This is a genomic window from Enterobacter sp. A8 (assembly GCF_004296595.1).
GTDB classification, from domain to species: domain Bacteria; phylum Pseudomonadota; class Gammaproteobacteria; order Enterobacterales; family Enterobacteriaceae; genus Enterobacter; species Enterobacter cloacae.
Genome location: NZ_SCMF01000010.1, coordinates 1 through 22579, shown reverse-complemented (window position 1 = coordinate 22579; position 22579 = coordinate 1). Strand labels below are relative to the sequence as shown.

The following is a 22579-nucleotide window of genomic DNA, read 5'->3' as shown; positions in this document are numbered from 1 at the left end:
GATTAGGCGATGAAGGCCGTGGCCTTCATCGTCAATGGCGTTCTTAATTTGTGCGACGACGTGTTAACGCCACGCCAGCGCCCGTCAGTGCGCCTACAATCCCCCACATGATCATCAGGAATGCACGACGTGGGCTATCGCGTTTTACAGGTTCTTCAGGCGTTCGCAAATAACGATAGGTCTGAAAACGCGGGTCCAGCGTTGGACCTACATTCAGGGTGTTGAGCATGGCGCGGTTTTGATCGTAGTCGAGGTCAAAATCAGGGCCAACGGCCTGCAGGTTTTCCAGACGAGCCTGCAGCATCGGACGACCAAGCAGGAACATTTCAGAATCAGGCAGTTCATCCGCCGGAACGTCCGTTTCGCTGCGAGAAATATTGTGCTGTTCCGCAATTTTGAGTGCCTGTTCAATGTTATGAACACGGCGGGAGAATATGGCTTTAGCCACCTCTTCCTGACGTTTTACCTGCGCTTTCATCTGGATGGTACGGGCCGCCCAGGCGCCTTTTAGTTCTTCATTAAGATGACTTGCGGCGCGCTGGCTGGCAAAAGCGACATACTGGCGCAACAGGTTATTGGCATCCGGCGCCGTCTCTGCAATCAGTTTGACGCTGTCATTAACATTACGCAGCGCATCGCCCGGCATAAACTGAATGTTGTTAATCAGGTCATCCAGCAGCGCGGCATCGGCTTTGCTGTTGCCCACCATGCGTTGCTTGTAATAATCCGTCTGGCTCCAGAAATCACGACGCGTGTCCCAGGAGGCCAGTTGCATGACAAACTCTTTATACGCCTCATCCATGACGGAAGCCTGATCGGGCGTCGCCAGATTTGCCTTGATATCCAGGTTGCGCAGGAACTGCTGCTGGGAATAGTATCCCCCCAACATGTTAACAGTGGGTTTGTCAGTTATCGCCGTTGCACTCCATTCCTGTTTTGCAAAAAAGGTATACGCGAGTGCAACTAATGCGAAGCCCAGTGCAATGCCTGCAATCCACAGTTTTCCGGCCCATAAAGTGCGAAACAAGCCACGTATATCCAGCTCATTCTCGGTCATCTCTGATTTTGCTCCCACCAACGGTTGAGTCATCACAATCCCAGTTTATTTAGTTAAAGTTGGATTATTACCACTATTTCGGCGCATCCTGCGTTTTACACGCTTAATGAAACGAGCGACTTTCCATGCGCGTTTAATGCAATAGCCATACAGAGAAAACGCTAGCAAGAACAGTACCAACATAACCCACTCAGGTACAAACTGTGCGTATTCAGCTGCCACACCAATTCCCGCCAGAATAGCAGCAGCCAGTGTAATAAGCACAAATGCCTGACGGGAAGTGAACCCGGCTCGCATGATTAAATGATGAATATGCTGGCGGTCAGCGGAGAACGGACTCATCCCTTTACGCAATCGGCGATACATAATCGCAACCATATCCATCAATGGGATGGCAATGATCCATAACGCGGTTACCGGGCTAATGGGATGGACTTTACCTTGTGTGGTTTCCAGCAAGATCCAGATGATTGTAAAGCCGATCAGAGTGCTACCGGCATCACCCATAAACACTTTATATCGGCGGCCTAACGCTCCCAGATTTAATAAGATATAAGGAAGGATGGCCGCGATCATGGCAAAACACCACATGGCCAGGCTGTATTGACCGTCAAACCATAAAATGAAACCGATAGCAGCAAATGAGACGCAGGACAATCCACCGAGCAAGCCATCTATGCCGTCCACCATGTTGAATGCGTTTATTGCAACCCATACAGCAAATAGTGTCAGGAAATAGCCAAACGGGCCCAGTAACATCTCCCACGACCCAAAAATATAGCCGAGGCTGCTTAGATGAAGCTTTGCGAACACCATCATAGCAATACCGACCGCGGCCTGAACGATAGCGCGAATTTTGACACTGATGTCGTAACGATCGTCGAGCGCCCCAACCAAAACCAACACCGTCGCACACATCAGGTACAACTTAACATGCGGAACATAGTAGTCAGCAATGGTGAAGGTGAAGCAAAGGCCAGCAAAAACAGAGATTCCCCCTACAAGAGGGATCATCCCCTGATGGCGCTTCCGGAAGTTGGGTTTATCCACTAACCCCAGATATTTCGCCACCTTACGTGCAAAAAACAGAAAGCAGGTGGTGAATAAAAAAATACTGGTAAGTTCAGTAAACGTATCAAGTAGGTCCACAATGGATGTTCTCAACAAATGTTAGTCGCGGAAGTATAACCATGAAGGCGCAAAGCCTGAAGGCATAAAGCAAACCTCTAACAACCCTATTTGTTTATTATTCAGACAATTAATGTTTTTACTGTGCCAATAGTCTTAATTGTCGCACCGACCGGTCAAAATTGGGAGTGTGTGGTAATAGCGTATAGTCCATGAAAGAAAAACGCCACGTAAAAACGTGGCGTTCACTGGCTTTATTTGCGTTACGAGCGCTTCATCATGTCGAAGAAATCGTCGTTGGTTTTGGTCATCGCCAGTTTGTTAATGAGGAATTCCATTGCGTCGATTTCACCCATTGGGTGGATAATTTTGCGCAGGATCCACATTTTCTGCAGCTCTTCCTGAGTGGTGAGCAGCTCTTCCTTACGGGTACCGGAACGGTTGTAGTCGATAGCCGGGAAGACACGTTTTTCTGCAATCTTACGAGAGAGGTGCAGTTCCATGTTACCTGTCCCTTTAAACTCTTCGTAGATCACTTCGTCCATTTTGGAGCCAGTATCGATCAGCGCCGTCGCGATGATGGTCAGGCTACCGCCCTCTTCCACATTACGTGCAGCACCGAAGAAGCGCTTCGGACGATGCAGGGCGTTGGCATCCACACCACCGGTCAGTACTTTACCGGAAGCCGGAACCACGGTGTTGTAGGCACGCGCCAGACGGGTGATGGAGTCGAGCAGAATGATAACGTCTTTCTTGTGCTCAACCAGGCGTTTCGCCTTCTCAATAACCATTTCCGCAACCTGAACGTGACGGGATGCCGGTTCGTCAAAGGTCGACGCCACAACTTCACCTTTCACCAGACGCTGCATCTCGGTCACTTCTTCCGGACGTTCGTCAATCAGCAGTACCATCAGCACACAGTCAGGGTGGTTATAGGCAATGCTCTGCGCGATGTTCTGCAGCAGCATGGTTTTACCCGCTTTTGGCGGTGCCACAATCAGACCACGTTGACCACGACCAATTGGCGAAGCCAGATCCAGCACGCGCGCGGTTAAGTCTTCGGTAGAACCGTTACCACGCTCCATACGCAGACGAGAGTTCGCATGCAGCGGCGTTAAGTTCTCGAAGAGGATCTTATTACGCGAGTTTTCCGGTTTGTCGTAGTTAACTTCGTTAACTTTCAACAGCGCAAAGTAGCGTTCACCCTCTTTTGGAGGACGAATCTTACCTGAAATGGTGTCACCAGTGCGGAGGTTGAAACGGCGGATTTGGCTGGGGGATACGTAGATGTCGTCAGGGCCGGCGAGGTAGGAGCTGTCTGCAGAGCGGAGGAAACCAAATCCGTCTTGCAATATCTCCAGCACACCGTCGCCAAAGATATCTTCGCCACTCTTAGCGTGCTGCTTCAGGATGGCGAAAATGATGTCCTGCTTGCGCATACGAGCCTGGTTTTCCAGTCCCATATTTTCGCCGAGAGTGATCAGCTCAGAAACCGGCGTATTCTTTAATTCGGTAAGATTCATAATGGTGTGGGTTCTTAAACTCGGGGTGATTCTCGAACTTAATGTTGTGAATGGTATGGCAGGGTCATCCATGCCTGTTTAGCGGCCATCAACTCATGTCTGTTCGCTGTCTGGTCACAGGGAAAGAACGCAGATCTGAAACGACAAGACGGATTGAGTGACAAGCCCGGAATTTAGCCACTTCACGCACTGTTTATGTTAACAACGGGAAGTTTCGGGTAAAACAAGATTCAAACAACAAGATATGTTTAAAACGAAGTCATAGCTAACTTAGCACGACTTAAGCCGGGCGTCCAGAGTTGCACATCATTTTGGCCTCTGGACGCGCAGCGGAGAAACCTTACGCCAGGTTAGCGTCGAGGAACTCTTTCAGTTGACCTTTGGACAGTGCGCCCACTTTGGTCGCCGCCACTTCGCCGTTTTTAAACAGCAGCAGGGTCGGGATGCCACGGATGCCGTATTTTGGCGCGGTACCCGGGTTCTGGTCGATGTTCAGCTTGGCAACGGTCAGTTTGCCCTGATATTCGTCAGCGATCTCATCCAGAATCGGGGCGATCATTTTGCAAGGACCACACCATTCAGCCCAGAAATCGACGAGGGTCAGCCCGTCAGCCTTAAGTACGTCCGTGTCAAAACTGTCGTCAGTCAGGTGAATAATTTTATCGCTCATATATAACTCCACAGGAATAAGCCTGGTGCGTTGGTTTCGCCTTCATCAACGACGTGTTGATGTCGCATTAACCAACTAAAGGTTGACTTTATTTCACCGGATACGCTTTCGTAAAGCAATAGTAAGCTGATATTCTACCACACTATGAGCAAAACACATTTAACAGAACAGAAGTTTTCCGACTTCGCCCTGCACCCAAAAGTGATTGAAGCCCTTGAAAATAAAGGGTTTCATAACTGCACGCCCATTCAGGCTCTCGCCCTGCCGCTGACGCTGGCCGGTCGTGACGTAGCAGGGCAGGCGCAAACCGGTACTGGCAAAACGATGGCGTTTTTAACGTCAACGTTTCACTATTTACTTTCTCATCCAGCGATTGCAGACCGCAAAGTTAACCAGCCGCGCGCGCTTATCATGGCTCCGACGCGAGAACTGGCGGTACAGATCCACGCAGACGCTGAACCTCTGACGCAGGCGACCGGCCTGAAGATTGGCCTGGCTTACGGCGGCGATGGCTACGATAAGCAGCTGAAAGTGCTGGAAAGCGGCGTGGATATCCTGATCGGTACCACTGGCCGTCTTATCGATTATGCAAAACAGAATCACATTAACCTCGGCGCAATCCAGGTTGTGGTGCTGGATGAAGCCGACCGCATGTACGATCTGGGCTTTATCAAAGACATCCGCTGGCTGTTCCGTCGCATGCCCCCAGCGAACCAGCGTCTGAACATGCTGTTCTCCGCTACCCTTTCTTATCGCGTACGCGAGCTGGCGTTCGAGCAGATGAACAACGCCGAATATGTGGAAGTGGAGCCGGAGCAGAAAACAGGTCACCGCATTAAAGAAGAGCTCTTCTATCCTTCCAATGAAGAGAAAATGCGCCTGCTGCAAACGCTGATCGAAGAAGAGTGGCCAGATCGCGCCATTATCTTCGCGAACACCAAACACCGCTGTGAAGATATCTGGGGCCATCTGGCTGCGGATGGTCACCGTGTGGGTCTGCTGACCGGCGATGTGGCACAGAAAAAACGCCTGCGTATTCTCGACGAATTTACCCGTGGCGATCTCGATATTCTGGTCGCAACCGACGTGGCCGCGCGTGGTCTGCACATTCCCGCCGTCACGCACGTCTTCAACTATGACCTGCCGGATGACTGCGAAGACTACGTACACCGCATTGGTCGTACCGGTCGCGCAGGTGCAAGCGGTCACTCCATTAGCCTTGCGTGTGAAGAATATGCGCTGAATCTCCCGGCGATTGAGGCCTACATTGGTCACTCTATTCCACAGAGTAAATACAATCCGGATGCGCTGTTAAGCGAACTGCCGCCGCCTAAGCGCCTTACCCGCGCCCGCTCCGGCAATGGCCCGCGTCGTTCTGGCGCACCGCGTAATCGTCGTCGTTCAGGTTAAGAAAATATGCTCAGCTCCACCTCGCTTTATGCGGCAATTGATCTCGGTTCGAATAGTTTTCATATGCTGGTTGTGCGCGAGGTGGCGGGAAGCATACAAACGCTGACGCGCATTAAGCGCAAGGTCCGCCTCGCGGCGGGCCTGAGCAGCGATAATTATCTCTCTCCCGAAGCCATGGAACGTGGCTGGCAGTGTCTGCGTCTCTTTGCCGAACGCCTGCAGGATATCCCCCATTCGCAAATTACCGTTGTCGCCACCGCGACGCTGCGCCTGGCAGTAAACGCCGTGGATTTTATTGCCAAAGCGCAGGAAATTCTCGGGTGCCCGGTTCAGGTTATCAGCGGTGAAGAAGAAGCACGTCTGATCTATCAGGGTGTTGCGCACACGACGGGCGGCGACGATCGCCGTCTGGTCGTCGATATCGGGGGTGCCAGCACCGAGCTCGTCACCGGCACGGGCGCGCAGGCGACTTCGCTGTTCAGCCTGTCGATGGGCTGTGTGACCTGGCTTGAGCGCTACTTTGCCGATCGAAATCTAGGTAAAGAGAACTTCGACGAAGCGGAAAATGCCGCCCGCGAGGTGTTACGTCCGGTAATGGACGAACTGCGCTATCACGGCTGGAAAGTCTGCGTGGGTGCGTCAGGTACCGTGCAGGCGTTGCAGGAAATCATGATGGCCCAGGGGATGGACGAGCGGATCACGCTTACCAAGCTCCAGCAGTTAAAACAGCGCGCGATTCAATGTGGTCGCCTGGAAGAGCTGGAAATAGAAGGCCTGACGCTGGAACGCGCGCTGGTCTTCCCGAGCGGCCTGGCCATTTTGATCGCCATTTTTACCGAGCTGAACATCCAGTGTATGACGCTGGCCGGTGGTGCGCTGCGTGAAGGTCTGGTCTACGGAATGCTGCATCTTTCGGTTGATCAGGACATCCGCACCCGAACCCTGCGTAACGTACAGCGTCGCTTTATTGTCGATACCGATCAAGCGCAACGGGTAGGTCAGCTGGCATCACTGTTTGCCGATCAGGTAAAAAAAAGCTGGGATATTGACCCGTTGAGCCGCGATCTGCTGCTAAGTGCCTGCGCGCTGCATGAAATTGGGCTGAGCGTCGAGTATAAGCAGGCGCCGCTGCACGCAGCCTGGCTGGTGCGTAATCTCGATCTGCCGGGCTACACGCCGGCACAAAAGAAGCTGCTGGCAACGTTACTGTTGAACCAGACCAACGCCGTTGACCTCTCCTCGTTACATCAGCAAAACGCCGTGCCGCCGCGCGTGGCCGAGCATCTGTGCCGCCTGCTGCGTCTGGCAATTCTGTTTGCCAGCCGACGTCGCGATGATTTGCTGCCCAATATTCATCTGGTGGCGGATGACGAAAGACTGTCTCTGACGCTGCCGGAAAACTGGATTGATAATCACCCGCTTGGGGCAGAGATGATTGAGCAGGAGTGCCAGTGGCAGAGCTATGTCCACTGGGCACTTGAAGTGAAGTAACACGCTGTGCATTGCCGGGCGGCGGCTTCGCCTGACCCGGCCTGCAAATTCTTATCCCTTCTCTTTGGCTTTAGCCAGCATGGCGCGAATGTTGGCGACGTTAGCCTGACCTTTGTGCATTCGTTCTTCAGCGGTAATCACCTTGCGCTCCTGCTCCCAGATCAGGTCATCCTGCGGCAACTCCAGCAGGAAACGGCTCGGCTCAGGGCGAACCAGCTCGCCATACTGACGGCGCTCTTTACACAGCGTGAACGTTAGTTCTTTCTGTGCGCGGGTAATGCCCACGTAGGCCAGACGACGCTCTTCATCGACGTTATCTTCATCAATGCTGCTCTGGTGCGGCAGTAAGCCCTCTTCCATGCCGACCAGGTAAACATACGGAAACTCCAGCCCTTTAGACGCATGTAGCGTCATCAGCTGAACCTGATCGGCTTCCTCTTCGCTCTCACCGCGCTCCATCATGTCGCGTAGCGTAAAGCGGGTAACGACCTGGGTCAGGGTCATCGGCTCGTCGATTTCTGAGCCTTCCAGCATTTCCGTCATCCAGCTGAATAGCTGGTTAACGTTTTTCATGCGCATCTCTGCCGCCTTCGGGCTGGCAGAGGTTTCATACAGCCAGGACTCGTAGTCGATGCCGTGGATCAGATCGCGAACGGCGGCAACCGGTTCGCGCTCCGCCAGACGCTGGACTTCGCCAAGCCAGTGGGTAAAACGGGTTAAGGAATCATAACCGCGCCCGGTTAACGTCTGGCTCAGTCCCATATCGAAGCTGGCGGTAAACAGGCTTTTGTTGCGCGTCATCGCCCATTCACCGAGCTTTTGCAGCGTCGCCGGACCGATTTCACGTTTCGGCGTGTTCACGATACGCAGAAAGGCGCTGTCGTCATCCGGGTTGGTGAGTACACGCAGATAGGCCAGCAGATCTTTGATTTCAGGGCGCGAGAAGAAGGAGGTTCCGCCGGAAATTTTGTAGGGGATGCGGTTCTGCATCAGCATCTTTTCAAAGACGCGCGACTGGTGGTTGCCGCGATACAGGATCGCGTAATCTTTATATTCCGTTTTATTGACGAAGTGGTGCGCAATCAGCTCGCCCGTCACGCGCTCCGCTTCATGCTCTTCATTATTGGCACTGAGCACTTTGAGCTCCGTGCCATAGCCAAGTTCCGAGAAAAGGCGTTTTTCGAAGACGTGCGGGTTATTGGCAATCAGGATATTTGCCGCTTTCAGGATGCGCCCGGATGAGCGGTAGTTCTGTTCCAGCTTGATCACCTGCAGCGCCGGAAAATCTTTGCTCAGCAGCACCAGGTTTTGTGGGCGCGCACCGCGCCAGGAGTAGATTGACTGGTCGTCATCGCCTACCACGGTGAAACGCGCGCGCTGTCCCACCAACAGCTTCACCAGCTCATACTGGCTGGTGTTGGTGTCCTGGTATTCATCCACCAGCAGATAGCGGATTTTGTTCTGCCAGCGTTCACGCACCTCTTCATTACGCTGCAACAGCAGCGTGGGCAGCAGGATCAGATCGTCAAAATCCAGCACGTTACACGCTTTCATATGTGCATCGTACAGACCGTAGCAGTGAGCGAAGATCCGATCCCGCTCACCTTTGGCGCTTGCCGCCGCCTGAGCGGGGGTCATCAGATCGTTTTTCCAGTTGGAGATCGTCGAGATCAGCTGCTGCAACAGCACTTTGTCATCTTCAATCAGCCCCTCGGTAAGCTCTTTAAGCAATGCCACCTGATCGGTGTCGTCGAAGAGCGAGAAGTTAGACTTCATCCCCAGCGCCGCGTATTCACGTTTGATGATATCCAGCCCCAGCGTGTGGAACGTGGAGATCATCAGGCCTCGCGCCTCTTTACGCCCCAGCGTCTGGCCGACACGCTCTTTCATTTCGCGCGCCGCTTTGTTGGTAAAGGTCACCGCAGCGATATGCCGGGCCTGATAGCCGCAGCCGCGGATCAGGTGGGCGATTTTGTTCGTGATCACACGCGTTTTGCCGGAGCCAGCCCCCGCCAGCACCAGACACGGTCCGGTGACAAATTCGACAGCTTGTTGTTGTCCGGGGTTTAAACGCATAAATGATCACTCAATGAAAGTCAGGAGGGGAGAATAACAGCGTGGTAGTATAGCGAGCCTAATCCATACCACTCAAGGCACGATCATGGCAAAAACAGCAGCAGCACTGCATATCCTTGTTAAAGAAGAGAAACTGGCTCTGGATCTTCTGGAGCAGCTCAAAAACGGCGCCGACTTCGGCAAGCTGGCGAAGAAGCACTCCATTTGCCCATCAGGCAAACGCGGCGGTGACTTAGGTGAATTCCGTCAGGGTCAGATGGTTCCGGCGTTCGACAAAGTGGTCTTCTCCTGCCCGGTACTGGAGCCGACTGGCCCACTGCATACGCAGTTCGGTTATCACGTGATCAAGGTCTTGTATCGCAAATAAAAAGCCGGGTGGCGGCTGCGCCTTACCCGGCCTACGTCTTAGCGTTTTGTAGGTCGGGTAAGCGAAGTGCCACCCGACAAGGTTGTTAACCCGCTACCGCGATACGTTTCATATCGGTCATGTAGCCACGCAGTTTGTGACCTACTTTCTCGATCTGGTGGCTGCGAATCGCTTCGTTCACATCACGCAGTTGCGCGTTATCTACCGCACCTTCCGCAATGGCTTTGCCCAGATCGCCCGGCTGCAGGGTGGTCATGAACTCTTTCAGCAGCGGTACGCATGCATAAGAGAACAGGTAGTTGCCGTACTCAGCGGTATCGGAGATAACCACGTTCATTTCGTACAGACGCTTACGGGCAATGGTGTTCGCGATCAGCGGCAGCTCGTGCAGTGATTCGTAGTACGCAGACTCTTCGATGATGCCGGAATCCACCATGGTTTCGAACGCCAGCTCAACACCTGCTTTCACCATCGCGATCATCAGTACGCCTTTGTCGAAGTACTCTTGCTCGCCGATTTTACCTTCATACTGTGGCGCAGTTTCGAACGCGGTCTTACCGGTCTCTTCACGCCAGGTCAGCAGTTTCTTATCATCATTCGCCCAGTCAGCCATCATGCCGGAAGAGAACTCGCCGGAGATGATGTCGTCCATATGTTTCTGGAACAGCGGCGCCATGATGGTTTTCAGCTGTTCGGACAGCGCGAAAGCACGCAGTTTCGCCGGGTTGGACAGACGATCCATCATCAGCGTGATACCGCCCTGCTTCAGCGCTTCGGTGATGGTTTCCCAGCCGAACTGGATCAGTTTTTCTGCGTATGCCGGGTCGGTACCCTCTTCCACCAGCTTATCGAAGCACAGCAGTGAACCGGCCTGCAGCATGCCGCACAGAATGGTCTGCTCGCCCATCAGGTCAGATTTCACTTCAGCCACGAAGGAAGATTCCAGAACGCCCGCACGGTGGCCACCGGTAGCCGCTGCCCATGCTTTCGCGATCGCCATCCCTTCGCCTTTCGGATCGTTTTCCGGGTGAACCGCGATCAGCGTCGGCACGCCGAAGCCACGCTTGTACTCTTCACGGACTTCTGTACCCGGACACTTCGGAGCCACCATCACTACGGTGATGTCTTTACGGATCTGCTCGCCCACTTCAACGATGTTGAAGCCGTGAGAGTAACCCAGCGCCGCGCCGTCTTTCATCAGCGGCTGAACGGAGCGCACAACATCAGAGTGCTGTTTGTCTGGCGTCAGGTTAACAACCAGATCCGCCTGCGGGATCAGCTCTTCGTAGGTACCCACTTTGAAGCCGTTTTCGGTCGCTTTACGCCAGGAAGCGCGTTTTTCAGCAATTGCTTCTTTGCGCAGGGCGTAAGAGATATCCAGCCCGGAGTCACGCATGTTCAGGCCCTGGTTCAGACCCTGCGCGCCACAGCCGACGATGACCACTTTTTTACCCTGAAGGTAGCTCGCGCCATCAGCAAATTCATCGCGCGCCATGAAGCGGCATTTGCCCAGCTGCGCCAGCTGCTGGCGCAAGTTCAGTGTATTAAAGTAGTTAGCCATGGGTGATACCTCGTGATGTTGTGTGTCTTATTGTTCGGTTCGCGTTTCAGCGAGAATGTACCCACATTACAACAGGAAATTCATTGCGGAAATTGATATATTCACAACGTCACGTTGCAATATCTGCAATGTAAAAAGGGGGAGTGGAATCCGTGGATTTACGCGATCTGAAAATGTTCCTGCATCTGGCGGAAAGCCGCCATTTTGGCCGTAGCGCCCGGGCTATGCACGTCAGCCCGTCCACGCTTTCGCGCCAGATCCAGCGCCTTGAAGAGGATCTCGGCCAGCCGCTGTTTGTGCGTGATAATCGCACCGTTACCCTCACGGAAGCGGGCGAAGAGCTGCGGGTCTTTGCTCAGCAGACGTTGCTGCAGTATCAGCAGCTACGACACGCCATCGATCAGAAAGGGCCGTCTTTATCCGGCGAGCTGCATATTTTCTGTTCCGTAACGGCCGCCTATAGCCATCTTCCCCCTATCCTTGACCGTTTCCGCGCGGAGCATCCCTCGGTTGAAATTAAGCTCACCACCGGCGATGCCGCCGATGCCATGGAAAAAGTCGTCACAGGCGAAGCCGATCTGGCCATTGCCGGGAAGCCCGAAACCCTGCCGGGCGCGGTGGCGTTCTCCATGCTGGAGAATCTGGCGGTGGTGCTGATCGCCCCGGCGCTACCCTGCCCGGTGCGTAATCAGGTGTCGGTGGAAAAGCCAGACTGGTCATCGGTGCCGTTTATCATGGCCGATCAGGGTCCGGTGCGACGCCGTATCGAACTCTGGTTCCGTCGTCAGAAAATCAGTAATCCGTCGATTTACGCGACGGTGGGTGGACACGAGGCGATGGTCTCGATGGTGGCGCTTGGCTGCGGCGTGGCGCTGCTGCCGGAAGTGGTGCTGGAAAACAGCCCGGAACCGGTGCGCAATCGCGTGATGATTCTGGAGCGCAGCGACGAAAAGACACCGTTCGAGCTTGGCGTGTGTGCACAAAAAAAGCGGCTGCATGAGCCGCTTATTGATGCGTTCTGGAAGATATTGCCGAACCATTAAAGTCGGGTGGCGCTACGCTTACCCGACCTATACGCAGATCTCCCCTTAGCCCGCGAGGAAGAAGCGGAACGCCGGGTTGTGGGTTTCATCATGGCACTCATAGCCCAGCTCATTCAGACGCGTTTCGAAATCCGGCTCGTGCTCGGCCAGTTCAAACGCGGCCAGCACGCGGCCATAGTCGGTGCCGTGGCTGCGGTAGTGGAATAGCGAGATGTTCCAGTGCGTGCCCAGCGTATGCAGGAACTTCAGCAACGCGCCCGGGGATTCCGGGAACTCAAAGCTGTAGAGACGTTCCTTAAGCGGCTTCGACGGACGACCGCCGACCATATAACGTACGTGCAGTTTCGCCATCTCATCGTCAGAGAGATCGACCACGCTGTAGCCGCCTTCGTGCAGCAGGTTGAGGATCTCTTTGCGCTCTTCCAGACCGCGGCTTAAACGCACGCCGACAAAAATACAGGCGTCTTTCGCATCGGCAAAACGGTAGTTGAACTCCGTTACCGAACGGCCACCAAGCAGCTGACAGAACTTCAGGAAGCTGCCCTTCTCTTCCGGAATGGTCACCGCCAGCAGGGCCTCACGTTGCTCGCCCAGCTCGCAACGTTCAGAAACGTAACGCAGACCGTGGAAGTTGACGTTAGCACCCGAGAGCACGTGCGCCAGGCGCTCGCCGCGAATGTTGTGCTGGGCAATGTATTTTTTCATTCCAGCCAATGCCAGCGCGCCGGACGGTTCCGCCACCGCACGCACATCCTCGAAGAGATCTTTCATCGCCGCACAGATCGCATCGCTGTCGACGGTGACGATGTCGTCAAGATACTCCTGGCACAGACGGAAGGTTTCGTCGCCAATACGTTTCACCGCCACGCCTTCGGCAAATAGCCCAACGCGCGGAAGATCGACCGGATGACCCGCATCCAGCGCGGCCTTCAGGCAGGCTGAATCTTCCGCTTCCACGGCAATCACTTTGATCTGCGGCATCAGCTGTTTGATCAGCACCGCCACGCCTGCAGCTAAGCCACCGCCGCCCACCGGAACGAAAACACGGTCAAGATGGGCATCCTGCTGCAGCAGTTCCAGCGCCAGGGTACCTTGTCCTGCAATCACCATCGGATGGTCGAACGGCGGTACCCAGGTAAAGCCCTGCTGCTGCGCCAGCTCGATCGCTTTGGCTTTTGCTTCGTCAAAGTTAGCGCCGTGGAGCAGCACTTCGCCGCCGAAGCCACGCACCGCATCCACTTTGATATCTGCCGTGGCAACCGGCATCACGATCAGCGCTTTCAACCCCAAACGGGCAGACGAGAACGCCACACCCTGCGCGTGGTTGCCCGCCGACGCGGTAATCACGCCGCGTGCTTTTTGCTCGTCGGTCAACCCAGCCATCATCGCGTAGGCCCCGCGCAGCTTGAAGCTGTGCACCGGCTGACGGTCTTCGCGCTTCACCAGAATCACGTTGTCGAGGCGCGAAGAGAGTTTTTCCATTTTCTGCAGCGGGGTGACCTGCACCGCTTCATAGACCGGCGCGCGTAGCACTGCCCGGAGATATTCCGCCCCCTCAGGGGCGGCGGATAAGGGTTGTGACTCGGCCATCATTAGCCCCCAAGTTTCGATTTATCGCGTACCGCGCCTTTGTCTGCACTTGTCGCAAGGCTCGCGTAAGCGCGCAGGGCGAAGGAGACTTCACGCTGGCGGTCCTTCGGCGTCCAGGCTTTATCGCCGCGCGCTTCCTGTGCTTCACGACGAGCCGCGATCTCCTGATCGCTCAGCTTGAGCTGGATCCCGCGATTCGGAATGTCGATTTCAATCAGGTCACCGTCTTCGATGATCGCAATGTTGCCGCCACTCGCTGCTTCCGGTGATACGTGGCCGATGGAGAGACCAGACGTACCGCCCGAGAAACGTCCGTCGGTGATCAACGCACAGGCTTTACCGAGGCCCATCGATTTCAGGAAGGTGGTTGGGTAGAGCATCTCCTGCATGCCTGGACCGCCTTTCGGCCCTTCGTAACGGATGACCACCACGTCGCCTTCCACAACTTTGCCGCCCAGGATGGCGTCTACCGCCTCGTCCTGGCTTTCGTACACTTTGGCCGGGCCGGTGAATTTCAGGATGCTGTCATCCACGCCCGCGGTTTTTACGATACAGCCGTTTTCCGCAAAGTTGCCGTACAGCACGGCCAGACCGCCGTCTTTACTGTAGGCGTGCTCCAGCGAACGAATGCAGCCTTCGGCGCGGTCATCATCCAGGGTATCCCAGCGACAATCCTGAGAGAAGGCCTGCGTGGTACGAATACCGGCCGGACCCGCGCGGAACATGTTTTTCACCGCCTCATCCTGAGTCAGCATCACGTCATATTTATCCAGCGTCTGCGGCAACGTCAGACCGAGAACGTTCTTCACATCGCGGTTCAGCAGCCCGGCGCGATCCAGCTCGCCAAGAATACCGATGACGCCACCCGCACGGTGTACGTCTTCCATGTGGTATTTCTGGGTGCTTGGCGCGACTTTACACAGTTGCGGCACTTTGCGGGACAGCTTATCGATATCGCTCATGGTGAAGTCGATTTCCGCTTCCTGCGCCGCAGCCAGCAGGTGCAAAACGGTGTTAGTAGAACCGCCCATGGCGATATCCAGCGTCATGGCATTTTCGAACGCCGCCTTGCTGGCGATGTTGCGCGGCAGCGCGCTGGCATCGTCCTGCTCGTAGTAACGTTTGGTCAGTTCAACAATGCGCTTACCGGCGTTGAGGAACAGCGCTTTACGGTCAGCGTGCGTCGCCAGCAGCGAACCGTTGCCCGGCTGAGAGAGGCCCAGTGCTTCGGTCAGACAGTTCATGGAGTTGGCGGTGAACATCCCGGAACAGGAGCCGCAGGTTGGGCACGCGGAGCGTTCCACCTGGTTGCTCTGTTCGTCAGACACTTTTGGATCCGCGCCCTGGATCATCGCATCGACCAGGTCGAGCTTGATGATTTTGTCAGAAAGCTTGGTCTTGCCCGCTTCCATAGGACCACCGGAGACGAAAATTACCGGAATATTCAAACGCAGGGAAGCCATCAGCATCCCCGGGGTGATTTTGTCGCAGTTGGAAATACAGACCATGGCGTCCGCACAGTGCGCGTTAACCATGTATTCCACCGAGTCGGCAATCAGCTCGCGCGACGGCAGTGAATAGAGCATGCCCCCGTGCCCCATCGCGATACCGTCATCCACCGCAATGGTGTTGAACTCTTTCGCCACACCGCCCGCAGCTTCAATTTGCTCAGCAACCAGTTTGCCGAGATCGCGCAGGTGCACATGGCCCGGCACAAACTGGGTGAAGGAGTTCACCACGGCGATGATAGGTTTACCGAAATCAGCGTCGGTCATCCCGGTGGCGCGCCACAGTGCGCGGGCACCCGCCATGTTACGGCCGTGGGTGGTGGTGGCGGAACGATACTTAGGCATGCTTTATTTACTCCCGTCTGACTATTAAATGGGACGGTGCGTGCCGCCCCATATTTATGCTTATTGATTAACCTGATCCAACCAGCCGTATTTATCTTCTGTTTCGCCGGTGAAGAGGCCGAAGAAGGCTTGCTGAATACGTTTGGTAACCGGGCCACAGCGGCCTGCGCCCACCTGAATACCGTCTACACTGCGAACCGGCGTGATCTCAGCCGCCGTACCGGACATAAAGACTTCATCGGCCAGATACAGGGATTCGCGGGACAGAACCTGTTCACGCACTTCGATACCCAGATCTTTCGCCAGCTTAATGATGGCGTCACGGGTAATACCCGGCAGGGCTGAAGAGGTAAACGGCGGGGTGAACAGGATACCGTCTTTCACTTCAAACAGGTTTTCACCTGCGCCTTCAGAGATATAACCGTTCACATCCAGCGCGATGCCTTCCTGATAGCCGTGGCGGCGCGCTTCGCTGCCGACCAGCAGTGAGGAGAGGTAGTTACCGCCCGCCTTGGCCGCAGTTGGGATGGTATTAGGCGCCACGCGGTTCCAGGACGAGACCATTGCGTCGATCCCCTGCTCCAGCGCTTCTGCACCCAGGTACGCCCCCCACGGGAACGCAGCAATGATCACGTCAGTGGTGTAACCGGCCGGCGGGTTTACGCCCATGCCCACGTCACCCACGAAGACCAGCGGACGAATATAGGCGCTGGTCAGGTTGTTCTTACGAATCACCTCGCGGCAGGCTTCCATCAGCTCATCAACACTCTGAGAAACCGGGAAACGATAAATTTTGGCTGAGTCATGCAGACGCTGCATATGTTCACGATGACGGAACACCACTGGCCCTTTGTGAGAGTCGTAGCAACGGATGCCTTCAAACACAGACGTACCGTAGTGCAGCGCATGGGACATCACGTGAACCTTCGCGTCCTCCCAACGAACCATCTCACCATTGAACCAAATGTAATCAGCTTTTTTTGTCGTCATTTTCTCTTCCTGTCACGCTCAGGCGCGGATTTGTTGTGATGTGGTTGTGCTCTGGCAGATGGCAACGTGGGCAACATCCACCAGCTTTGATAATTGACTAAACAGTAAGTCGACCGGGCGCGGGCTGGCAACGGTTAATTCGATACTGATATTTTGGGCGTCAGTGGCCGTCTCCATATTCATAGAGCAAATCTGAAAGCCACGATGACGGACCACGCGCAAAACGCGCTCTAATGTCTCTGGATTGAAGCGAGCCTGAACGGCGACCTGATGTTGCATCATGATAATTTCTCCAGCATTTGTGAGTTACTGGCACCTGGCGGTACCAACGGCCAGACGTTCTCAAGCTCGTCGATTGAGACATGAAGCAGGTAAGGCCCTTCGCTTGACAGCATGGTGTCGAGTGCCGCTTCAACCTGGTCTTTACGGGTGATGTGCTGTCCAGGAATGCCAAAGGCGCTGGCCAGAGTGAGGAAATCGGGGTTATCAGTCAGGGTGGTTTCGCTGTAGCGCTCCTCGAAGAACAGCTGCTGCCACTGGCGCACCATCCCTAAACGCTGGTTATCGAGCAACACGATCTTCAGCGGCAATTGTTTACGCTTAACGGTGCCCAACTCCTGAACGTTCATCATGAAGGAGCCGTCACCGGAGATACAGATGACCGTATCGTTTGGACGGGCAACCTGAGCACCCACCGCGGCAGGCAGGCCGAAGCCCATCGTGCCTAATCCGCTGGAGGTGATGAAGTTTTCCGGGCGGGTGTAGGTCATGTGCTGCGCAGACCACATCTGGTGCTGGCCGACATCGGTCGTCACTACGCTGTCTGCCGGTTTACGGTCAGACAACTGCTTCAACAGCAGCGGCGCATAGATGGCCTCACCCGGATGGTCGTAACGCCAGGCGTGCTCGGCACGCATTTCAGCCGTGTGCTGGCGCCACTCGCCGATATTCAAAGGCTGCTGTAACGCCGGCAGCAGCGTGTTGAGATCGCCCTGCAGCGCAACATGCGCCTGACGCAGCTTGTTCATTTCCGCCGGGTCGATATCCATATGGATAACTTTGGCGTTTGGCGCGAAGGTATTCAGCTTGCCGGTCACGCGATCGTCAAAACGGGCACCGACGGCAATCAGCAAATCACACTCCTGCACCGCCAGGTTTGCCGCTTTGGTGCCGTGCATCCCCAGCATGCCCAGGTAGTATGGGTAGTCAGCATCCACTGCGCCCAACCCTTTCAGCGTGCAGGTGGCAGGCATTTGCGTTACCGCGATAAATTCGCGCAGGGCCGGAACTGCCTGTGCCATGCCAACGCCGCCGCCGACGTACAGCATCGGCTGGGCTGCCTGCGCCAGCATCCGACGCGCCTCTTCGACTTCCGCATGTGGGAACGCGTCGTCACTTTCAACGGTGGAGAAGTGCGGTTCCAGCTCGCCGAGTGCGACCTGAATATCTTTCGGGATATCCACCAGAACCGGGCCAGGACGGCCAGAGCTGGCAATACGGAACGCTTCCGCCATCACGCCTGGCAGTTCTTCGAGGGACTGCACGAGGAAGCTGTGTTTGGTGCAGGCCAGCGACAAGCCGAGCACATCGACTTCCTGGAAGGCATCGGTACCGATGAAGGGTGAGGCCACCTGGCCGGTGATCGCCACCACGGGAACGGAATCGAGCAGCGCGTCAGCCAGACCGGTGATCAGGTTTGTGGCGCCCGGTCCAGACGTTGCCATGCAGACGCCCGTTTTACCGGTGGCACGTGCATAGCCAATGGCCGCCATGGCTGCGCCCTGCTCGTGTCGGCACAAGAGGTGTTCCACGCCGCCGTCATACAGTGCATCGTAAATCGGCATAATTGCGCCTCCCGGATAACCAAAGACGGTTTCGACTCCCTGTGCGCGCAACGCATGTACTACCCACTGTGCCCCATTCATAGTTAGTTCCCCGTCATAAATCGGGAGAAACAGAATTTTGTGCTATTTGTCATTCTCTGCTCCTCGTTTAAGTTTTTTAGTCATAAAAAAACCCCCGGACCTTTCGGTGCGGGGGTCTTAGTTCGTTAAGGCTTGATTTCTAAGCCTTTCCTCGTCCAAGTGCAGCCCCGCACGGTGGGATAATAATCACCACCACGCTAATCACGACCAGGCTAATCACTAGTAGAAGGGCTGTCATTTTCAGTTCTTTGTGCATCTTGTTCGAAGGAATGCCTAAAGAGTTATCACAGTTATCAAATCAAACACAAGATTTATTTATGACGGATTTGATTAGCAGGCAAATCATATTCCTGAAAAGCTTTGTTTTATATAGGGAAATTAGATAGTGAATATTTTTCATTTTTTTGGGGTGTTTTAGCGCTCTGCAACGTTCCGTCCTTCTCTTTGCGAGAGGGCTTCCGAATGAGTGAAAATAGTTACACTATGTCGCTAAAAAGCAGGAATGAGCGTCGTAAATCAGCCAACTGACGCTCAACAGGCAAAATCAATACTGACATAGTGACTCACTGAGGAGGTGCTTATGTCACTGTCAGTTGTTTACACGCGCGCGGCGATCGGAGTAAAGGCACCGCTTATTTCTGTGGAGGTTCATCTGAGTAATGGGCTCCCTGGGCTAACGCTTGTCGGCCTGCCAGAAACCACTGTCAAAGAAGCCAGAGATCGGGTTCGCAGCGCAATTATCAATAGCGGTTATACCTTTCCCGCAAAGAAGATCACGATCAACCTTGCTCCCGCAGATCTGCCCAAGGAGGGCGGACGATACGATTTACCTATCGCTATTGCGCTTCTCGCAGCCTCTGAGCAGCTCAACACAGCGAGGCTAGGCTCGTACGAGTTCATTGGCGAACTGGCGCTTACAGGCGCGTTAAGAGGCGTTCCTGGCGCCATCTCTGGTGCGCTGGAAGCCATTCATGCCGGTCGACAAATTATAGTAGCCAATGAAAATGCCTCAGAAGTGAGCCTGATTGCCGAGAAAGGGTGCCTGGTCGCGGGGCATTTACAGGAAGTCTGCGCGCACCTTGAAGGCCGACATACGCTCTCCGAGCCAAAGGAAACCGGAGATATCCTGCCTGAAAGCCCGGACGACCTCAGCGATATTATCGGGCAGGAGCAGGGGAAGCGGGCACTGGAGATCACCGCAGCCGGAGGACATAACCTGTTGCTGATTGGCCCGCCGGGAACAGGGAAAACCATGCTGGCGAGCAGGCTGAATGGGTTATTGCCGCCACTCAATAATCATGAGGCACTTGAAAGCGCAGCGATATTCAGTCTGGTGAGCTCTGCATCATTGCAAAAACAGTGGCGACGACGCCCTTTTCGCTCTCCCCATCACAGCGCCTCCCTGACGGCCATGGTCGGAGGGGGCTCCATTCCGGGGCCGGGAGAGATCTCGCTGGCACACAATGGCATCCTGTTCCTTGATGAACTGCCTGAGTTTGAACGCCGCGTACTGGATGCCCTGCGGGAACCTATCGAATCTGGCGAGATCCATATCTCCCGCACGCGCGCCAAAATAAGCTACCCGGCACAGTTCCAGCTGGTTGCTGCCATGAACCCCAGCCCATCAGGCCATTATCAGGGGAATCATAATCGCTGCACGCCTGAGCAGACGCTGCGCTATCTGGGGAAGCTGTCAGGCCCTTTCCTCGATCGTTTTGATTTATCCCTGGAGATCCCCTTACCGCCCCCTGGTTTGCTCAGCCAGACAACGATACGCGGTGAGAGCACAGCGCAGGTTCGCGAACGGGTTATCACCTCACAGGCCCGACAGTACGCTCGTCAACATAAGCTAAATGCGCGTCTGGATAATGCTGAGATTCGGCAGTTTTGCCATCTTAAGGCTGAGGATGCCTGCTGGCTTGAAGAGACATTGACGCGATTTGGGCTCTCGATCCGTGCATGGCAGCGCCTGCTGAAAGTGGCTCGCACCATTGCCGATGTGGAAGGAGAGCCAGAAATTGAAAGACACCATCTTCAGGAAGCGCTGAGCTATCGCGCCATAGATCGGTTGTTGCTGCACCTGCAAAAATTACTGGCATAAAAAAAGGAGCCGAAGCTCCTTTTCTCATCATCTTAGTCGTCAGACTCGGTGTAGTCTTCAGCACCTTCCATCTGCGGCTTACCGCCAGACAGCGTATGGAAACGCTTTGGACGCTTGATGCGTGCCATGTACTTGATCCATACACGTTCTGCTTCAGACTGCGGCTCACGCTCACCGCGACAAACAGCAACAAACTGTTTTTCGTCTTCAGTCGCAGGCTCACGTTTACCCAGATCCAGCTCGTTAAAGGCATAACCATGACGCTCAAGCAATTGCGCCTCTTTGATGGTGAAATCGCCGTGACGAGAGAACCCGCGTGGATAATTTTTATTGTCGAAAAAACGATTAGTCGTCGTAAAGCTTTCCGCCATCCTACACGCTCCTAATTCTTTGGCCGAGCTATTTATGGCGCGGAGTATTAGTTACGCTTGACAGAGTGTAAAACAAAACATTTAAATCATAACGACAAATAATTTTGTGGAGAAAGATGTGGATACGGAATTGCTAAAAACTTTCCTTGAAGTGAGCAGGACACGCCACTTCGGGCGAGCAGCTGAAGCCCTCTATCTGACGCAGTCAGCGGTCAGTTTTCGTATTCGACAGCTGGAAAATCAATTGGGTGTGAATCTATTTACCCGTCACCGCAACAATATCCGCTTAACGCCGGCCGGTGAGAAACTGCTCCCGTATGCAGAAACGTTGATGAATACCTGGCAGGCGGCCCGTAAAGAGGTGGCTCATACGTCCAGGCACAATGAGTTCTCGATCGGGGCCAGCGCCTCCCTGTGGGAATGTATGCTCAGTCAGTGGCTTTCGCGGTTATACCATTCGCATGGGCATTTGCAATTCGAGGCCAGAATTGCGCAACGCCAGTCGCTGGTTAAGCAACTTCACGAGCGCCAGCTTGATCTGCTGATCACCACTGAAGCCCCCAAGATGGACGAATTTAGCAGCCAGATTGTTGGGCAGTTTGGTCTGGCTCTGTATGCGTCTGAGCCTGCGATGATGAAGTCCGATCTAACCTATCTGCGGCTTGAATGGGGCCCCGATTTTCAACAGCATGAAACCGGTTTGATCGCCCCTGACGATGTTCCACAGCTAACAACCAGCTCAGCGGAGATCGCCTGCCAACAGCTTTCCTTGCTAAAGGGCTGCACGTGGTTACCCGTTTGCTGGGCAGACAGTAAACCGGGACTCCATACCGTACTGGATTCCACTACGCTTTCCAGGCCGCTGTATGCAATCTGGTTGCAGAACAGCGATAAGCAATCGCAGATAAAAGATCTATTAAAAATCAATGTTATGGAATGATTTACCAGCCAGCATAATGGCTGGCTGCAGTTTTTGATTAGGAAGGGATTTTGGCCGTGTTGAAGGCAAAAAAAATCCTTTGCCGAAGCAAAGGATTCTATATGGCAGGGGCGGAGAGACTCGAACTCGCGACACCCGGTTTTGGAGACCGGTGCTCTACCAACTGAGCTACGCCCCTAAAGTTTTTTGCCATTAAGCCTGCCGATAAGGCAGGCTTAATGTCTTAATAAGTGGCGGAACGGACGGGACTCGAACCCGCGACCCCCTGCGTGACAGGCAGGTATTCTAACCGACTGAACTACCGCTCCACCGAAGACTGCTGTAACCACCGGATTGATGCACCGGCTTACTACTTAATTTGATGCCTGGCAGTTCCCTACTCTCACATGGGGAGACCCCACACTACCATCGGCGCTACGGCGTTTCACTTCTGAGTTCGGCATGGGGTCAGGTGGGACCACCGCGCTAAAGCCGCCAGGCAAA

20 protein-coding genes, 2 tRNA genes and 1 rRNA gene are annotated in these 22579 nt (G+C 54.6%); 6 read left to right on the top strand and 17 right to left on the bottom strand.

The features are described from left to right. Nucleotides 1–43 precede the first annotated feature (43 nt). The 4 genes from wzzE to trxA all read right to left on the bottom strand — a co-directional run bounded on the left by wzzE (nt 44) and on the right by trxA (nt 4378). Nucleotides 44–1090 carry an ECA polysaccharide chain length modulation protein gene (wzzE, locus tag EQV24_RS23255; RefSeq protein WP_038985276.1) on the bottom strand — a complete coding sequence of 349 codons (1047 nt, stop codon included), beginning with the start codon at nt 1088–1090 and terminating at the stop codon, nt 44–46. 12 nt (nt 1091–1102) lie between these two features. Continuing rightward, nucleotides 1103–2206, bottom strand: a complete 1104-nt coding sequence (gene wecA / locus EQV24_RS23250; RefSeq protein ID WP_013099278.1) for a UDP-N-acetylglucosamine--undecaprenyl-phosphate N-acetylglucosaminephosphotransferase — start codon at nt 2204–2206, stop codon at nt 1103–1105. Between the two features lie 242 nt (nt 2207–2448). Further along, nucleotides 2449–3708 carry a transcription termination factor Rho gene (gene rho, locus EQV24_RS23245; protein WP_001054528.1) on the bottom strand — a complete coding sequence of 420 codons (1260 nt, stop codon included), beginning with the start codon at nt 3706–3708 and terminating at the stop codon, nt 2449–2451. A 340-nt stretch (nt 3709–4048) separates the two neighbouring features. After that, on the bottom strand, nt 4049–4378 hold the full coding sequence (trxA, locus tag EQV24_RS23240) for a thioredoxin TrxA (protein ID WP_004386384.1): 330 nt from the start codon (nt 4376–4378) through the stop codon (nt 4049–4051). 144 nt (nt 4379–4522) lie between these two features. Between trxA and rhlB the strand changes: the two genes are divergently transcribed. Together rhlB and gppA are read left to right on the top strand one after the other, a co-directional pair. Then, nucleotides 4523–5788 (top strand): ATP-dependent RNA helicase RhlB, encoded by a 1266-nt coding sequence (rhlB, locus tag EQV24_RS23235; RefSeq protein WP_013099279.1) that lies wholly within the window; start codon nt 4523–4525, stop codon nt 5786–5788. Nucleotides 5789–5794: 6 nt separating this feature from the next. Further along, nucleotides 5795–7279: a guanosine-5'-triphosphate,3'-diphosphate diphosphatase gene (gene gppA, locus EQV24_RS23230; protein ID WP_058683745.1), complete on the top strand. Its 1485-nt coding sequence runs from the start codon at nt 5795–5797 to the stop codon at nt 7277–7279. A 51-nt stretch (nt 7280–7330) separates the two neighbouring features. On the opposite strand, the gene rep is transcribed toward gppA, so the two are convergent. Beyond that, nucleotides 7331–9355, bottom strand: a complete 2025-nt coding sequence (gene rep, locus EQV24_RS23225; RefSeq protein ID WP_013099281.1) for a DNA helicase Rep — start codon at nt 9353–9355, stop codon at nt 7331–7333. Between the two features lie 85 nt (nt 9356–9440). Between rep and ppiC the strand changes: the two genes are divergently transcribed. Then, on the top strand, nt 9441–9722 hold the full coding sequence (gene ppiC / locus EQV24_RS23220) for a peptidylprolyl isomerase PpiC (RefSeq protein ID WP_013099282.1): 282 nt from the start codon (nt 9441–9443) through the stop codon (nt 9720–9722). Nucleotides 9723–9807: 85 nt separating this feature from the next. On the opposite strand, the gene ilvC is transcribed toward ppiC, so the two are convergent. Further along, on the bottom strand, nt 9808–11283 hold the full coding sequence (gene ilvC, locus EQV24_RS23215) for a ketol-acid reductoisomerase (RefSeq protein ID WP_013099283.1): 1476 nt from the start codon (nt 11281–11283) through the stop codon (nt 9808–9810). 152 nt (nt 11284–11435) lie between these two features. On the opposite strand from ilvC, the gene ilvY reads away from it, so the two are divergent. Then, nucleotides 11436–12326, top strand: a complete 891-nt coding sequence (gene ilvY, locus EQV24_RS23210; protein WP_013099284.1) for an HTH-type transcriptional activator IlvY — start codon at nt 11436–11438, stop codon at nt 12324–12326. A 45-nt stretch (nt 12327–12371) separates the two neighbouring features. Here ilvY and ilvA read toward each other — a convergent pair whose 3' ends face one another. The 7 genes from ilvA to ilvL form a co-directional block, all read right to left on the bottom strand. Next, nucleotides 12372–13916 carry a threonine ammonia-lyase, biosynthetic gene (gene ilvA, locus EQV24_RS23205; protein ID WP_014833732.1) on the bottom strand — a complete coding sequence of 515 codons (1545 nt, stop codon included), beginning with the start codon at nt 13914–13916 and terminating at the stop codon, nt 12372–12374. Nucleotides 13917–13918: 2 nt separating this feature from the next. Further along, complete coding sequence (gene ilvD, locus EQV24_RS23200) at nt 13919–15769, bottom strand: dihydroxy-acid dehydratase (RefSeq protein WP_013099286.1); 1851 nt, start codon at nt 15767–15769, stop codon at nt 13919–13921. Nucleotides 15770–15829: 60 nt separating this feature from the next. Beyond that, nucleotides 15830–16759, bottom strand: a complete 930-nt coding sequence (ilvE, locus tag EQV24_RS23195) for a branched-chain-amino-acid transaminase (RefSeq protein WP_013099287.1) — start codon at nt 16757–16759, stop codon at nt 15830–15832. Nucleotides 16760–16777: 18 nt separating this feature from the next. Further along, nucleotides 16778–17041 carry an acetolactate synthase 2 small subunit gene (gene ilvM / locus EQV24_RS23190; protein ID WP_003860184.1) on the bottom strand — a complete coding sequence of 88 codons (264 nt, stop codon included), beginning with the start codon at nt 17039–17041 and terminating at the stop codon, nt 16778–16780. Then, nucleotides 17038–18684: an acetolactate synthase 2 catalytic subunit gene (ilvG, locus tag EQV24_RS23185; protein ID WP_023620832.1), complete on the bottom strand. Its 1647-nt coding sequence runs from the start codon at nt 18682–18684 to the stop codon at nt 17038–17040. Before ilvG ends, ilvM begins: the two co-directional genes overlap by 4 nt. A gap of 2 nt (nt 18685–18686) precedes the next feature. Continuing rightward, nucleotides 18687–18737, bottom strand: a complete 51-nt coding sequence (gene ilvX, locus EQV24_RS23180) for a peptide IlvX (protein WP_102046757.1) — start codon at nt 18735–18737, stop codon at nt 18687–18689. An 86-nt stretch (nt 18738–18823) separates the two neighbouring features. Beyond that, on the bottom strand, nt 18824–18922 hold the full coding sequence (gene ilvL, locus EQV24_RS23175) for an ilv operon leader peptide (RefSeq protein WP_023620831.1): 99 nt from the start codon (nt 18920–18922) through the stop codon (nt 18824–18826). Between the two features lie 342 nt (nt 18923–19264). On the opposite strand from ilvL, the gene EQV24_RS23170 reads away from it, so the two are divergent. Further along, entirely contained in the window at nt 19265–20785 is a 1521-nt protein-coding gene (locus EQV24_RS23170) for a YifB family Mg chelatase-like AAA ATPase (protein ID WP_130627092.1), read from the top strand. Nucleotides 20786–20817: 32 nt separating this feature from the next. On the opposite strand, the gene EQV24_RS23165 is transcribed toward EQV24_RS23170, so the two are convergent. After that, on the bottom strand, nt 20818–21156 hold the full coding sequence (locus EQV24_RS23165; RefSeq protein WP_013099290.1) for a DUF413 domain-containing protein: 339 nt from the start codon (nt 21154–21156) through the stop codon (nt 20818–20820). Between the two features lie 118 nt (nt 21157–21274). Between EQV24_RS23165 and hdfR the strand changes: the two genes are divergently transcribed. Next, entirely contained in the window at nt 21275–22096 is an 822-nt protein-coding gene (hdfR, locus tag EQV24_RS23160; protein ID WP_045902213.1) for an HTH-type transcriptional regulator HdfR, read from the top strand. Between the two features lie 102 nt (nt 22097–22198). Here the strand turns inward: hdfR and EQV24_RS23155 are convergent. The 3 genes from EQV24_RS23155 to rrf all read right to left on the bottom strand — a co-directional run bounded on the left by EQV24_RS23155 (nt 22199) and on the right by rrf (nt 22575). Then, nucleotides 22199–22274: transfer RNA gene (locus EQV24_RS23155), tRNA-Trp, on the bottom strand. 53 nt (nt 22275–22327) lie between these two features. Further along, nucleotides 22328–22404 (bottom strand) — tRNA-Asp (locus EQV24_RS23150). 55 nt (nt 22405–22459) lie between these two features. Continuing rightward, nucleotides 22460–22575, bottom strand: a 5S ribosomal RNA gene (rrf, locus tag EQV24_RS23145). Nucleotides 22576–22579: the final 4 nt, after the last annotated feature.

What these genes read in the sequence shown, in the direction of transcription:
- EQV24_RS23170 (WP_130627092.1), top strand. Translation starts at nt 19,265, where the DNA reads ATGTCACTGTCAGTTGTTTACACGCGCGCGGCGATCGGAGTAAAGGCA.
- ppiC (WP_013099282.1), top strand. Translation starts at nt 9,441, where the DNA reads ATGGCAAAAACAGCAGCAGCACTGCATATCCTTGTTAAAGAAGAGAAA.
- ilvC (WP_013099283.1), bottom strand. Translation starts at nt 11,283, where the DNA reads ATGGCTAACTACTTTAATACACTGAACTTGCGCCAGCAGCTGGCGCAG.
- ilvM (WP_003860184.1), bottom strand. Translation starts at nt 17,041, where the DNA reads ATGATGCAACATCAGGTCGCCGTTCAGGCTCGCTTCAATCCAGAGACA.
- rhlB (WP_013099279.1), top strand. Translation starts at nt 4,523, where the DNA reads ATGAGCAAAACACATTTAACAGAACAGAAGTTTTCCGACTTCGCCCTG.
- rep (WP_013099281.1), bottom strand. Translation starts at nt 9,355, where the DNA reads ATGCGTTTAAACCCCGGACAACAACAAGCTGTCGAATTTGTCACCGGA.
- gppA (WP_058683745.1), top strand. Translation starts at nt 5,795, where the DNA reads ATGCTCAGCTCCACCTCGCTTTATGCGGCAATTGATCTCGGTTCGAAT.
- rho (WP_001054528.1), bottom strand. Translation starts at nt 3,708, where the DNA reads ATGAATCTTACCGAATTAAAGAATACGCCGGTTTCTGAGCTGATCACT.
- ilvA (WP_014833732.1), bottom strand. Translation starts at nt 13,916, where the DNA reads ATGGCCGAGTCACAACCCTTATCCGCCGCCCCTGAGGGGGCGGAATAT.
- ilvG (WP_023620832.1), bottom strand. Translation starts at nt 18,684, where the DNA reads ATGAATGGGGCACAGTGGGTAGTACATGCGTTGCGCGCACAGGGAGTC.
- trxA (WP_004386384.1), bottom strand. Translation starts at nt 4,378, where the DNA reads ATGAGCGATAAAATTATTCACCTGACTGACGACAGTTTTGACACGGAC.
- ilvE (WP_013099287.1), bottom strand. Translation starts at nt 16,759, where the DNA reads ATGACGACAAAAAAAGCTGATTACATTTGGTTCAATGGTGAGATGGTT.
- EQV24_RS23165 (WP_013099290.1), bottom strand. Translation starts at nt 21,156, where the DNA reads ATGGCGGAAAGCTTTACGACGACTAATCGTTTTTTCGACAATAAAAAT.
- ilvL (WP_023620831.1), bottom strand. Translation starts at nt 18,922, where the DNA reads ATGACAGCCCTTCTACTAGTGATTAGCCTGGTCGTGATTAGCGTGGTG.
- wzzE (WP_038985276.1), bottom strand. Translation starts at nt 1,090, where the DNA reads ATGACTCAACCGTTGGTGGGAGCAAAATCAGAGATGACCGAGAATGAG.
- ilvD (WP_013099286.1), bottom strand. Translation starts at nt 15,769, where the DNA reads ATGCCTAAGTATCGTTCCGCCACCACCACCCACGGCCGTAACATGGCG.